General features: G+C 44.5%; 12 protein-coding genes. 6 read left to right on the plus strand and 6 right to left on the minus strand.

What is annotated here, in order from left to right; all coding sequences use genetic code 11:
* Positions 1 to 81 precede the first annotated feature (81 nt).
* The 4 genes from cydX to GVO62_RS14225 all read right to left on the minus strand — a co-directional run bounded on the left by cydX (position 82) and on the right by GVO62_RS14225 (position 3,890).
* Positions 82 to 195 carry a cytochrome bd-I oxidase subunit CydX gene (gene cydX, locus GVO62_RS14210; RefSeq protein WP_012519975.1) on the minus strand — a complete coding sequence of 38 codons (114 nt, stop codon included), beginning with the start codon at positions 193 to 195 and terminating at the stop codon, positions 82 to 84.
* 10 nt (positions 196 to 205) lie between these two features.
* A complete protein-coding gene (gene cydB / locus GVO62_RS14215; protein WP_159119778.1) occupies positions 206 to 1,342 on the minus strand; it encodes a cytochrome d ubiquinol oxidase subunit II in 1,137 nt (378 codons plus the stop codon).
* Positions 1,339 to 2,919 carry a cytochrome ubiquinol oxidase subunit I gene (locus GVO62_RS14220; protein WP_105932601.1) on the minus strand — a complete coding sequence of 527 codons (1,581 nt, stop codon included), beginning with the start codon at positions 2,917 to 2,919 and terminating at the stop codon, positions 1,339 to 1,341. Before GVO62_RS14220 ends, cydB begins: the two co-directional genes overlap by 4 nt.
* Positions 2,920 to 3,287: 368 nt before the next feature.
* On the minus strand, positions 3,288 to 3,890 hold the full coding sequence (locus tag GVO62_RS14225) for a Tll0287-like domain-containing protein (RefSeq protein WP_159119779.1): 603 nt from the start codon (positions 3,888 to 3,890) through the stop codon (positions 3,288 to 3,290).
* A gap of 151 nt (positions 3,891 to 4,041) precedes the next feature.
* Between GVO62_RS14225 and GVO62_RS14230 the strand changes: the two genes are divergently transcribed.
* From GVO62_RS14230 to GVO62_RS14240, 3 genes are all read left to right on the plus strand, one after another.
* The gene (locus GVO62_RS14230) at positions 4,042 to 5,364 is read left to right on the plus strand and encodes a sigma-54 interaction domain-containing protein (RefSeq protein WP_159119835.1); all 1,323 of its coding nucleotides are present in this window, start codon (positions 4,042 to 4,044) and stop codon (positions 5,362 to 5,364) included.
* A 62-nt stretch (positions 5,365 to 5,426) separates the two neighbouring features.
* Positions 5,427 to 5,837, plus strand: a complete 411-nt coding sequence (locus tag GVO62_RS14235; protein ID WP_159119780.1) for a hypothetical protein — start codon at positions 5,427 to 5,429, stop codon at positions 5,835 to 5,837.
* 69 nt (positions 5,838 to 5,906) lie between these two features.
* A complete protein-coding gene (locus GVO62_RS14240; protein WP_159119781.1) occupies positions 5,907 to 8,024 on the plus strand; it encodes a TonB-dependent receptor in 2,118 nt (705 codons plus the stop codon).
* Positions 8,025 to 8,095: 71 nt separating this feature from the next.
* On the opposite strand, the gene GVO62_RS14245 is transcribed toward GVO62_RS14240, so the two are convergent.
* Complete coding sequence (locus tag GVO62_RS14245; RefSeq protein ID WP_159119782.1) at positions 8,096 to 9,451, minus strand: alpha/beta hydrolase family protein; 1,356 nt, start codon at positions 9,449 to 9,451, stop codon at positions 8,096 to 8,098.
* A 350-nt stretch (positions 9,452 to 9,801) separates the two neighbouring features.
* Here GVO62_RS14245 and GVO62_RS14250 point away from each other — a divergent pair, with 350 nt between their 5' ends.
* On the plus strand, positions 9,802 to 12,177 hold the full coding sequence (locus GVO62_RS14250) for a TonB-dependent receptor (RefSeq protein WP_159119783.1): 2,376 nt from the start codon (positions 9,802 to 9,804) through the stop codon (positions 12,175 to 12,177).
* A 45-nt stretch (positions 12,178 to 12,222) separates the two neighbouring features.
* Here GVO62_RS14250 and GVO62_RS14255 read toward each other — a convergent pair whose 3' ends face one another.
* Complete coding sequence (locus GVO62_RS14255; protein WP_159119784.1) at positions 12,223 to 12,990, minus strand: sulfite exporter TauE/SafE family protein; 768 nt, start codon at positions 12,988 to 12,990, stop codon at positions 12,223 to 12,225.
* Between the two features lie 115 nt (positions 12,991 to 13,105).
* Between GVO62_RS14255 and GVO62_RS19365 the strand changes: the two genes are divergently transcribed.
* Positions 13,106 to 13,282, plus strand: coding sequence for a hypothetical protein (locus tag GVO62_RS19365; RefSeq protein WP_201282662.1), 177 nt, complete (start codon positions 13,106 to 13,108; stop codon positions 13,280 to 13,282).
* Positions 13,283 to 13,604: 322 nt separating this feature from the next.
* Positions 13,605 to 14,027 carry a YybH family protein gene (locus GVO62_RS14260; protein ID WP_159119785.1) on the plus strand — a complete coding sequence of 141 codons (423 nt, stop codon included), beginning with the start codon at positions 13,605 to 13,607 and terminating at the stop codon, positions 14,025 to 14,027.
* The last annotated feature ends 136 nt before the right edge of the window (positions 14,028 to 14,163 follow it).

The raw sequence follows: 14,163 nt of genomic DNA on the forward strand, positions 1-14,163 counted from the left end.
ACTCTCAGCGGCAGGGATGCCGCTGCGAAGCCCCCATGGATGGGTTCACGGCGTGTTCTTGCGGCCAGCCTATCTCAACTTCTACTCTTGGTCTTCGGGTCTATCCATGTTTTCCGTTGCTTCCAACCACATCGCATTAATAATGCCGAAAGAGCACGCCAGTAAAACACCTAATATCCAAGCGAAATACCACATAAATATCTCCTTAATAGATAGTGTGAGATTGGTCGAGGTCATCATTTTTGATACGACCACGCATCACGTAAAAGCTATAAGCGGTGTAGCTCAGTACAATTGGCACAAAGATACAGGCAACGATGAACATAACGTTTAGCGTCATGTGACTAGACGTTGCATCCCATACGGTAAGGCTAGCTTCTGGCATTGTGATGCTAGGCATTAAGAACGGGAACATTGAAAAGCCCGCCGTTAAAATTACGCCAGTGATAAACAGTGCACTTGATACGAACGCCATACCCGGATTGCCTTTCTTAGAGAAGAGCGCGCAGGCAAGACCAGCTACTACACCTAATACAGGGGCTATTACCATGAAAGGATATTTGCTGTAATTGCTCATCCAAGCGCCCGCTTCAATCGCTACCTCTTTCTTAAGCGGGTTCGATGTAGCAATAGTGTCTATTGCAGAGGTAATCACAAAGCCATCTAACCCAAATGCTACCCAAAAACCTGCAATAACAAACAAGGCTACGCCTACAAGGCTCAATACTACTGACACAGCGCGGGCTCTAACTTCAATAAATCCATCGGTTTTCATTTGTAACCAGGTTGCACCGTGGTTAAGTAAAATAGCTACTGACAGTAATCCGCTCACCAGGGCGAAAGGCGTTAGCAAACCAAAGAACGAACCTGTATACGTTGATTTAAGGGTACTATCTAGCTCGAAAGGCACACCTAATAACAGGTTACCAAACGCCACGCCAAAGATGAGCGACGGAATAATGCCACCAGCAAATAGCGCCCAGTCCCAAGCTTTGCGCCACTGTGGGTTAGGTAATTTACTGCGGTAATCAAAACCAATAGGACGCATCCATAAGGCAATTAACGTTAGCGCTAAAGCAAGGTAAAAGCCCGAAAACGCCGTAGCATAAATCATTGGCCACGCCGCAAAGATGGCACCACCTGCCGTTATAAACCACACCTGATTTCCGTCCCAGTGAGGCCCAACGGTGTTAATCATCACACGACGTTCTTTGTCATTTTTCCCTATAAGGGTAAGCAATGCGCCCACCCCTAAGTCGAAGCCATCAGTTACGGCGAACCCAATTAGCAGCACGCCAACTAAGCACCACCAAATGACGCGTAACAGTTCATAATCAATCATGCTTTTGCTCCTTGCTCATCAAGGTCAATAAGATCAAGCTCAGTTTCAGTCTTTGTATCTTCCGGAGGCACAGGACCTTTCTTCGCGAATTTTTTCATTAGGTAAAAGCCAATGATGAACATTGCTGTGTAGAAGACGGTATAGGCAACAATAGTGGTTACCACATCGCTAATCGCCAAGTTAGACACCGAGGTATGCACCGGCAGTACTTCTGCAATAGACCATGGCTGACGACCATATTCAGCAACGAACCAGCCAGCTTCACAGGCCACCCAAGGAAGTGGCAAACCATAGAGAGCGCCTCTTAGTAGCCAGCGAGGCTTGGTGATTTTATGTTTTGTGCTGTAATAAAATGCACACAAGAACAGAGCAAGCATAATAAAGCCTGCGGCAACCATGATTCGGAAACTCCAAAATAGCGGGGCCACCGGTGGAATGCTGTAGTCAACGGCTTGTTGAATGGCCGTTTCTGATGGGTTTGACACATCGTCTGTGTAGGGCTCAAGCAGCATGGCGTAGCCAAGACTGTCTTTGTTGGCTTCAAAGGCTGCGCGCTGCTCAGCTGTTGCAGTACCATTTCTTACATCATCAAGCACTTCATAAGCTTTGATGCCGTTTAAAATACGCTCACGATTATCTTCTTTAAGATCCTTAATACCTTTCACTTCTTCGGTTAAAGAGCGAGTAGCAATGATGCCCATTGCCCAAGGAATCTGAAGGGCGTATTCGGTTTCTTCTTTTTCATCGTTAGGTATACCAAAAACAGTGAACGGTGCTGGCGCGGGATGCGTCTCGTATTCAGCCTCAACAGCAGCTAATTTCACTTTTTGCACGTCACCAAGTTCATAGCCACTTTCGTCACCTAAAACAATTACTGACAAAGTTGAAGCTAGGCCAAAGCTGGCTGCAATCGCAAACGAACGACGGGCAAACGCAATATGCTTGTGGTTTAGTAGATAGTAGCTAGAAATTGCCAACACAAACATGGCGCCGGTCACGTAACCTGCTGAAACCGTATGAACGAATTTAACCTGTGCTACAGGGTTAAAAATAACGTCAGCGAAGCTGGTCATTTCCATACGCATCGCTTCAAAGTTAAATTCAGCGCCTACTGGATATTGCATCCAACCATTAGCGATTAGGATCCAAAGTGCTGAGAAGTTAGAACCAATGGCAACTAACCAAGTAGCCATAAGGTGCTTCACCTTAGACATTTTGTCCCAGCCAAAAAAGAACAGGCCCACGAAGGTAGACTCCAAGAAGAAAGCCATAAGCCCTTCAATAGCCAAAGGCGCGCCAAAGATATCGCCGACATAGTGGGAATAATATGACCAGTTCATGCCAAACTGGAATTCCATGGTTAAGCCTGTGGCGACCCCAATGGCAAAGTTAATACCAAACAGCTTTCCCCAAAACTGGGTCATTTGCTTGTATATCTCTTTACCTGTCATCACATAGACCGACTCCATGATAGCAAGTAGAAAGCTTAGCCCTAGTGTTAAGGGTACAAAAATAAAGTGGAACATCGCAGTTAATGCAAATTGCCACCGCGATAGTTCTATTAACGTATCGCTCATGGGTTATCTCCCTCGTCTCTCTTGCGCGATAAGCGCTTGACCTTAAATAAATTTATTGGTTATTCAGTGGTTGTCACATGAACATTCATCACAGCTAGAGCATGGTTTGTGCCATTCATCACTTTTCTCGCTAATCTGAATCAGCAACTGATGAATGACAGTCTATTCGTACTGTGCGGGTCAATTATTCCATGGCGAAAAGTTGTGCACTTTGATCCATCGCAAGGATCTAATATGAATTTTGCGCCAATTTTGTCATTATCAGCGACAAAATTGACACATATAAAAAAGAAGAGGGGGCGTCGTAGCCTTGTTTAAAATGGTTGAGTAAAGAGCTTTTATATTAGCTGATACAAAATTAACTTAAGTTACTGCCCAGAATAAGTCAGCGTAAACGCGCCGCGCAATTCACCAAGTTTAAACCCAGTGGCCTCATCCTTAGGGTAATGTTTTAAAATGGTTTCCTTTACTGAAGGTGCAACTTGGGCGCCGTGACACGCCATACAAACTTGGCCTTGTTGAATAGCCATCATGTACCGGAACTCGCCACTGTCGCTGTCATACTTATAGGTATCCATGGGCATGGGTGGCTGCTTACCCTCTAGCTCAGTCTTTTCTAATAGAGAGGCGAAAAGGGCTAGCTGCTCGCGCTCCCACTCTTCTGGCGCGTTATTCGGGTTTCTCACTTTTAGCGCAGTGCGCCCTACTTCCCACCCATTTTGGCTAAGACTTTCGGCGATAGGCTCTGCGGCCAACTGACACTCTTCTACACCTGCTTCCAAACCGCCAGACTGAATTGCCTGTTTTAGTCTAGATTTAAGCGCGCCACCAAGGGCTTTAGCGTGAACTCTTGCCTGCTTCACTTTTGCGTGCTCATCGCTTTCAGCTAGCTCGTTGGTTTGTGCATTAGCGAAAGGGCACCCGGCGCTTACGGCTAACCCCAACGCAATTAAAAAGATGCGTTCTTTCATTGTTTAACTCTCCTATTGACGGACGTATTTGCACTCAGGCATTGTGATTCAACTAAAACAATCAACAAGCTCTATGCCAATATGTTAAGTTGGCAAGATAAAAGTAGCATTAACTAATACGCTGACAATGAACATATCAATTGTACAAGCAATGATAGATGCAATAGATAAACCCGCTATTTTCATCAATCAAAACTACATTATTGAGGCGGTCAATGCGCCTTACAGAGATACTTATCCTGTCGATATCAAGCTCGGTTATAGCACCTGTTATCAGGTATCTCATCGAAACAATAAGCCCTGTGACCAATGCGGCGAGCAGTGCCCTATGCAGGAAAGTAAAAAGTCGGGCCGAGCAGCTAGTGTGGTGCATATCCATACCACCAGCGAGGGCCAAAGCTACTGCGACATTCTGATGCGACCTATCTTCGACGGTCACGGGGATTTAATAGGTTATCTGGAAATTCTAGATAAGCTTGCCTTTGCGTCTAACCGCCCCTCTGCTGGAAAAATGATTGGCGAGTCAGAAGCATTTAAAACGATGCTGAATAAAATCAACCGCGCTGCAAACTCAGACATATCTGTTTTACTGTTTGGTGAAACCGGAACCGGTAAAGAACTGGTGTCTCAGGCTCTACACTCAAGTAGCCATCGGGCTGAAAAACCTTTTGTTGTAATTGAATGCACTGGGTTGTCTGATGCTTTGCTTGAAAGCGAGTTATTTGGCTATGAAAAAGGCGCGTTCACCGGCGCGACCACCAATAAAAAAGGACTGGTAGAGGCGGCAGAGGGTGGCACTCTATTTTTCGACGAAGTAGGCGATATTCCCCTCGCCATGCAGGTTAAACTACTCAGGCTTTTTGAAACCCAGACTTACCGTCCTGTGGGAAGCGTAGTTTCGAAGAAAGCCAATTTTAGATTGGTGTGTGCATCGCATAAAAACTTAAAGCAAATGGTAGAAAAGGGGGAGTTTCGGCGTGACCTTTACTATCGAATTGCTGGCTTTCCTATCAACCTTCCGTCCTTGCGAGAGAGAAGGTCAGATATTGCGCTAATTGCAACGCACTTTTTGGCCCAATCCCATGAGAAAAAGCGTTTCCATAAAAAAGCCCTCGAAAAATTAAGCAGCTACGCCTTTCCGGGTAATATTCGCGAGTTGCGCAACATCGTTGATCAAGCAGTATTACTTGCCGATGAGACCGTGATCTACGAGTCGGACCTCCCAGTCTTAGACAATTTCACCGGCGAGGATAACGCTTTAATGGAGGGTATAGGTGATAAATACCCACTAACAACAAACGGAGTTAATCTTGGCAAGGATGTTATGACTCTCGAAGAGGTAGAAGATGCTTATCTCGCTCAGGTAGCAAGCACCTTTAGAGGCGATATAAACAGCCTCGCAGACGCACTAGGCGTAAGTACCCGCACGCTTTACCGAAAACTGAAAAAAGCCGGTGTTAAAGAAATTAATTAACATGTGGAAATACCCATCCATCGCAGGCTATGATAAAAATGCGCAACGTAAAAAGATAAACAATGTCGATTAAACACCTGACAGCCTTAACACTCTGCCTTTGTATGCTCTTGCAAAATGCATTAGCACTGGGCCTTGCTTCGCATACTATGCAGCATGCTCGTGGGTTAATGGGCGATGACATTGAACTTATCTGTACTGGCAAGACCATGCGCTATATATCGGTAAGCGCAACAGAGCTTGAAGGTGAGTTTGTATTTATAAGCCCAGAACTACTAAAAGCACCTGTTGAGCACGTAGATTGTACCAACGGCACGTTGGCCGACCTTCCTCAAATGGACAACGTACCTGTAGATGCATTGGTAGTGATATCTTTTGTGCGCTATCGCGCCTTGGCGTCTCGCCTTGCAGCAGCACCCCACACATCGTTTGCCTTTGCGGCTCCGCCAGGTCGCGCTCCACCTCTTGCATAACAACGCCTAAAACACACTTAACACGCATGGTTTAACCGTGCACACGTTCGTTTATTTAATGGAATTGTTATGAAGTATTCTTTATTGGCATTCGCTGTAACAGCTGCCTGCACATCTGCACACGTGTATGCAAACACATCTGAGTTCATTGATAGCGCTTCAACAGAAGTGATTACTGTGATTGGTTCTTCGCTTACTGACAATACAGTAGAAGTTGAGCGAGAGGCGGTGACCGCCGCAACCAACATAGACGCGGACTTTGGCGATCAGTTAGCGCAATTGCCAGGCGTATCCGTTTCCCGAAACGGCCCGGTTACAGGCCTTATTCAATACCGAGGGCTGTTTGGTGATAGAGTGGGCGTATCCATCGACGGGGTCGACATCGCTGGCGCTGGCCCTAACTCCATGGACTCGCCATTATCCCACGTACTGCCAGAGCCTGGGCTTACCGCTACTTTATATCGCGGTATAGTACCGGTGAATGCTGGAGTACAAACGCTAGGCGGTAAGCTGCGAATTAACGCCGATGCGGCATCTCTTTTTGCTTTAGGAAGCGGTATTACTGGCAGTGCAAATGCCAGCTTAATTGCCCCAGGTAGCGGGCAACAATATCAGGGCAATGTACTTTACAAAACGGACCAAGCTTTCGTTAGTGGCGCGTTTATGCATCAGCAGCGTGACGAACGAGAGTCTGGTGATAACATTGTTATACCCAACAGCAATTATCAGCGAAATGGCGCAAAATTTAGACTTGGCTATGAATGGGGAAAATACCAATTTGACGCTAGCTACCAGCAGCTAAATACCAATGAAAGCGGTACGCCAGCACTCGCGATGGATATAGGTTTTATCGATGCAGCATGGTATCGACTAGGTTATCGCTATAACGCCGAGGAAGCTGAGTACTTTGCTATGAATTGGTTTGGCAACAGTAACCAACATGCCATGGATAACTTTTCCCAGCGCATGATAATGTCTGAAGGTATGGCGCGAGAAAACAACGCTGACGCTATCGCGCAAGGGCTAGATGCAAAATACGTTATGCCATTAGATACTGGCGAGCTTGAATTGGGGGCTTACTTACACCACGCCCGGAATAACTCCGTTATTACTAACCCTAACAACGGTATGTTCTTTGTAGATAATTTTACTAATGCTAAAAGAGATACCGCGAGTGTTTATGCTCAGTGGACGATAAACAAGGAAGCCTATTCGTCTACTTATGGTGCGCGATACACCCGCGTTAATATGGAGGCCGGAGAAGCAGGTTCTAACATGGTGATGATGAACCCCGCAGTTGCTACGTTAGTCAGTAATTTTAATACCGCTGAGCGTGACGAAAACTACAACATGTTAGATATCGCCGCTACCACCCGATACCATGCGAGCGACTCGCTTGATATCGTGCTCGGTATATCTCAGAAAAATCGCGCTCCTACCTATTTCGAACGTTACACCTGGCTGCCACTTGGCATCTCGGGGGGCATGGCTGACGGCTTTAACTACATAGGCAATCTCGAGTTAGACAATGAAACTGCGCGTAAATTAGATGTGGGTGTTGATTACACCTATAAAAATTGGACCATCTCGCCCCGCCTTTTCTATCAAGACATAGAAGATTACATTACCGGCTCACCGAGTACGAATATGGCAGCAAACATGGTGTCTACCATGATGGCTGGTACAGCGCCGTTTCAGTGGACGAATACCGACGCTATTATTAAAGGTGCCGATATAACGGTGCAAGGACAGCTTAGTGAATACTTGAGTGTGCGAGCAGTAGCAACCATTCAGCATGGTAACCGTGATGACATTGATGATGCTTTGTTCCGCATTGCGCCAGAGCATTTAACAACAACAGTTCGATGGAATACTCAGGTATTTAATGCGCCGCTTCAGATGCAGCTTACATCTGAATTAGCAGGTGCACAAAACCATATCTCGGCACTTCAAAATGAGGCACCCACAGCAGGCTATGGTTTATTTCATATCTCGGGGCTTTTAACGCTTTTTGATAATGCGCAGTCGAATCTTCAGGTTACGGCAACTATTCATAACCTGTTCGACAAACAATATGCCCCGCACACAGCCGGCATTAACCGTGTAATGAATGCCGATGTTGAAGTAGGTGAAGGCGTGCCTGGTGCTGGGCGAGAGTGGCATCTTGGTTTGAGCTACCAATTCTAGTTATTGGAAAAGTGATTTATTGAGACCGAAACTTAAAGGGGCTGGTTCGCTACAGCCCCTTTTCCCTGCATTTAATGTGGATTATCCGAAGCTTTTAGCTTCTCAAAGCGCAGTCCCTTGGCAGTCCTCTCCTTGAATCCCTTCCAATACGTGTGTTCTTTTAGCGCTACTCCCTCTTTATCTAGCGCCCATACGCCATCATTTGACGAGGGGATCAGTGAAAGATAAGCAGACCTGTCCTGCCCCTTAAGGTATTGATCCAACCACACCGAAGAAAAATGTTGTGCAATATTATTCATGCGCACATTGTCCCACACAGCATCGGTATAGTGCTCGCTCACATTGAAGCCTAAATCCTCATCGAAAAAAAACGCTTCTTCAGGTGCTGGCATTACCGCGCCCGCATTATGATTAGCGTTTTCATAAGTCAAAAGCGCTCTATCAATATGAATAGCACTCTTCCACATTGCTCTCACGCCATTTTCGTAACCAGATACATCATCTTGTGAGCCAGCAACAAATAAAATAGGCACTTTCACCTCAGCCATTGTATTTGTATCAAATACCCCGTGGTTCATTCCCCAAGGCGCGAATGCAACAACCGTTTTAATACGACTATCTACCACCCTGCTGCTTTGTTTCGCATATAGCTCAAGCAATTCAAAAGGTGGAGCTATTGGGCTTTTGATGGCAGGATCTGACAACTTGGCCCCTGCATTTATAACAGCACCGTAACCTCCCATGGAGTACCCTATAATTGCAGTATTATCAGTATCAACTATACCGTGCAAAAACGAGCCCTTGTCGTGGGACATTCTTTCGAATTCATCGAGCACTAACATTTGGTCAAGCGGTCTATTGTAGAGTGTGGACGCAAACGCAGCTTTAGTTCTGTACGTTGAGTCTGTGTGATCTATCGACGCTACAACATAACCTTTAGATGCGATATTTTCCGCTAAATGCGCTAGAAGATATCGGTTACCTGGATATCCATGGGAGACCACCACAAAAGGGAACGACGTTTCCGTATTTATAGCTGTGGCATTACGCACAGCTTTACCAAAAAGTTGAACCTGAGTCTTACCGTCTCTAAGGTAGGCGTTTAGAGCTCGCGCTTCCGTCTTAATTTCTTGAGAATGTCTATTCTCAGCTGGGTACCATATTTCCACGGTTAACTTGCGATCTTTATGAGGAAGCGGTGAAGGTTTACCTTTAGCTTCTAACAAACTCAATATATCAATTTGGTCGGCGAAGGAAAGGTTAAGTGTTTTAACACCTACCTCGTACTTTCCATATGCAGACAAAGCAGGAGCATCTGGTCTTTGAGTATCAATGTCATTTCTGGCAAAACTAGTATTCACAGAAAGCACTGTGGCAATACAAACAATAAACCCTACAACGCTTCTTGAACGAACCGTTCCCGTCATAATATTACGCCTTATTAGTCATATATAAGACCTAACAAGATATTACTTACTTTCTTTGTTAGGCAAATAACATAGTCTTAACAACTATTATAAAGTTGAGTTATTGCGAAAATTAGATAATTAAAAAAGTAACTTAATTAACTGTTTTGTATAATAAAAAATCCAAGCAAAAACTCCCCAGCCCCACAAATTTAACAAATGCGTTGCATTTATTTTACTTTCTGGTTAAATTTTGACTGTCCGATGTCTTATATAAGATACCAGATAGAGACACACGCCCTGCTTTGCCGTCTCGATTTACCACACTTACACATGACTTGAACACAACAAATACAACAGTGGAGAACATCATGTCATTGAAATATAGCCGCGTACATAAAGGTATAATTCAAGCACTTACACTTACCACATGCGTAGGCCTAAGCGCAGCAGTACATGCTCAGGAAGTAAGCGAAAAAAAAGAAAAAAATCTGATTGAACAAATTACAGTTACATCACAAAAGCGTGTTGAAAGACTAAACGAAGTACCTGTAGCAGTATCAGTGTTAAGAGAAGACCAGATAAATTCTGCTTTTGCCAATAATATTGAAAGCTTGCAAGCTTTAGTACCATCTGTAAGTTTTCGTAAAGGGAACACAACACGGAACTCAGCCATTACTGTTCGCGGTATAGGAACAATTTCTTTTAGTGTTGCTGCTGAACCAAGCGTATCTACGGTTGTCGATGGCGTTGTTATGGGTCGCTCTGGTCAGGCATTCGTTGACCTTTATGATCTTGAACGAATTGAAGTACTTCGCGGTCCACAAGGCACGCTATTTGGTAAAAATGCATCAGCGGGTGTAGTTAATATCACCACAAAACGACCATCGGACGAATTTGAAGGTACAGCTGAAATATCGCTGTTTCAAGATAACGAATATCGCTTAAAAACGAGTGTTTCCGGCGGGCTTACTGATAATGTAAGCGGCAGTCTTACCGTATTAAAGTCTGAGTTTGATGGTTATATCAAAAATGTATTTACCAACGAAGATACTAACGGTTACGACAAAGAAGGGGTTCGCGCAAAACTAAACATCGAAGCAAGCAACGACACTGATATTCTTCTTATTTTCGAGAACATGAAATCTGATGATAGCTGTTGTGCCGATTTAGAACTTTCACCAAGCGGTCGCAATCCAAATTCAGCCGCAGCGCCTGATAGCACCGGCACAGGTGATTTAGATTTAGAACAGCGCTTAATAGATCACGACTTTGAAACGCGAACACTTGACGAAACAACAGGTTTCTCTATGCAAGTGGACACTATGTTAGGCGATCATGAGTTCACCTCTATTACTGCATACAGAAGTTGGGATAACACCGAGTTCAGGGAAGGTGACTTCACTTCAATTGCCGGTACCAGACCGTTCCCAGTATTCGGCGAACCCTTCCAACTTCATGATATTGGCGCTCAAAATTGGAAGCAGACATCTCAAGAATTTCGCATAGCCTCACCTCTTGGCAATGACTTTGATTATCAGGTTGGTGCATTCTGGTGGACACAAAAATCAGAGCGTAATTTTACTCGCGATGCTAGTTGCCAAAATAATGCTGGCCAATTTCCAGCTGCAATTAGCGCGTACCTAACAGATACGCTTGGGGTAGAGAACCCTACCTCTGAACAGGTTGATGAGTTCATTGCTAACGAAGGTTTGTCGTGTAACTCAAATGACATTGTTAGCGCAACCGCTTACATGGAAACACAATTCGATAACTGGGCTCTGTTTGCTGATGGTAAGTATCACTTTACTGAAGACTTCCGCTTGCTGTTCGGACTTCGTTATACCGATGACGAAGTAAGTTATTCTCATGATCGTCGCAGTAATGACCAATACAAACGAACAGGTGTTGGTGTTCGTGGGTTTGAAACAGATTACAGTGGAAAAACCAGTGAAACTGACCTCTCTGGAAAACTTGGGGTTCAATACGATTTAACCGACAACAGTATGGCTTATTTTACCTTTTCTCAAGGTTATAAAGGTCCCGCATTTAATGTGTTTTATAACATGTCAGACACAGACACACTGCCAATTGGAAAAGAGTCTTCAGACGCCTACGAACTTGGTTATAAATACGCTAGCAGTAATATTGTATTTAACGCGGCAATTTTTAGAACTGATATCGATGGGTTTCAAGCCAATAACTCAGAACTCCTTGATGGTGTAACCATTACACGACTAACAAACGCAGGCTCGGTAACAACTGAGGGCTACGAATTCGACTTCATGTGGCAAGTAAACGATAATTTTTCACTGACTGGTGGGTTATCGAAAGTAGACGCAGAAGTAGACAAATTCAATTGTCCAGATGTTGATTGTGTAGGTGGAGCTGGCGCAGACCTACCTTTTTCACCTGACCTTAAGTACTCAGTAACTGGGGAGTACTTTTGGGAGCTCGACAATATGGACGTGATCTTCAACGGTTCATATGTCTACACGGACGAAATGTTTGTTGGTGCCCCCGGAGCCTTTGCTACTGAAAATGACCCAGCTGTATTGCCCGACTACGGCATAATAAACGCAAGTGTTGCATTCTCTTTCAGCGATGATGCATATCGTATTAGCTTAATAGGTAAAAACTTAACTGACGAAAGTTTCGTTACTACCTATAGCGGTGATAATTTCCGTTATCAAATACCGCGAGATGCTGATCGATACTTTGGCATTCAACTACGCGCTAAATTCTAAATAAAGCCTAATGGAAAGGCACTCTGAAGTAAAAAGAGTGCCTTTTTATAACGATGCTATAGCTTGCCATAAAAGGCGAAGAGCTAGCAGTGTCACCACAATTTTGAACGTCAGCATAAATTTTTCCGCTGGTATACGCCTTAATACCTTCAAGCCGAAAAACGTGCCGAGAGCACCACTGGCAATCATGATGATGATAAGCCCTGCCCACTGCGCAAACGAAAACCCTACAAAGGTAAAAACAAACGCTTTAAGGCCGTGTTGAAGTGTCATACAGCTGGCAAATGTGCCGGTTATCTGCATTTTGCTGTAATTATTTCGGTGTACAAATGCCGCCACCAAAGGCCCCGTGGCACCTACAAACATTGAAACCAATGTGGTCACCAACCCCGCCAATGTTCTACCCTCGGGCCTTATTTCTTGTACCTTGGGTTTACTGCCCCACACTAAAAATAAAATAAATGCGGCAACCGCAAACTGAATGATAACGAGCGGCAGCTGAACCACAATAAACGACGCTAAGAAAGCGCCGACGATTGCGCCTACAGAAAAATACTTCAGCATATTCCAGTCGATATGCTTTGCCGTCATTAGTGCACGGTTGCCGTTTGAACCAAGTTGCACCAGACCGTGTACTGGAATCAACGCACTAACCGGCATAGTACCTGCCATTACAGCAAGTAATAACACCCCGCCGCCAATACCTAATGTTGCTGTCATCATAGACGTAAAGAATGATGTGACAACAAGCACCATGGACGTTGACATCGACAACGCATCATTAGCCGTTAACCAACTATAAAGTAAATTCAAGATTTAAACTCCACCATATTTCATGATGCCTTTACGACGTTTCAGTGATCACAACCCCACCTTCATTCGTTCAAATAATAAACAGCACTAAAGTATGGCACATGGGGCTTTTATCATGTCTTCAGTTAATTACTTAAACAAAGCACTTCAAATATTAAGTGACAGGAATAGTACAAAAGATGCCAAGCTTGTTGCTAGACAAATTCTCCATAACAGTGGCTTTACTGATGAAGACATCTATGAATGTTTGAAACAGGGCTCGACTATTCGCATAACCATATTTGAAGCCTAAACTTGCAACAAGCGCAATTATCACCGCTTACCCTTCAGACCATATGTGGCTAACTTGTTCGCCTAAAAAACCCATTGACTTTCTCTTTGGTGCACAGGATACTCAGGTCATTAAATACTCACTAGCAGCACACTGTTTTTAAACACTATGCCTAAAAACACGACTACACATACTGCTTTTTCAGCCTCTGCGCTGATTATTATTCTCGCTATTCTAAGGAATGGGCGGGTTAGCTAGTGCGTATATAGAATTCACTAAACCCGCCGCAAAGGCGGGTTTTTTATTGGCTCGTCTTGCGGTAATAAAAAACGGAACGACAGCCATGAACAACCCAATATCGCAAGTATTACAACAGTTGCACGACGCAGTAAACCGCGGCGATCAAGACGCTTTATCACAGTGTTATGCGAGCGATGCAAAAGTGGTCGCTACCCCTATGTCTAGTTCAACGCGAAACCAAACCACTGAAGACAGCTCCACGCAACGCGACTGTGTTGACGCCTTACTAAAATTTCAAAAGAAATTCATGCCCGAACATTTTGTTACAACCGGAGATGAACGGGTTATACAAGCCGGTGACGTAGCGCTAGTCGTCGCGAAGCTTTATCTTGTGCCCAAAGCCACACCCAACGCCCTACCCTGCGAGGGTAAGCGCGCCGTTTATGTTCTGCAAAGAGATGCAAGTGGAGAATGGCGCTGTGTCATCGATAACTTCTTCGGTACTGACTTGTTAGATTTTGCGTGATTTTCTTTAATCCACGAGTTCAGAGTTAAAAGCGGAAGTAGGTAATGGGGCCAGACGATTTCTTAAATAAGGTACAGAAGGAGTGAGAGTTCAGCTAAACAAAAATTGAGTGAGTGTAAAATGGGTATGAAAGATT

Source organism: Alteromonas sp. KUL150, from assembly GCF_009811475.1.
Classification (GTDB): Bacteria; Pseudomonadota; Gammaproteobacteria; order Enterobacterales; family Alteromonadaceae; genus Alteromonas; species Alteromonas gracilis.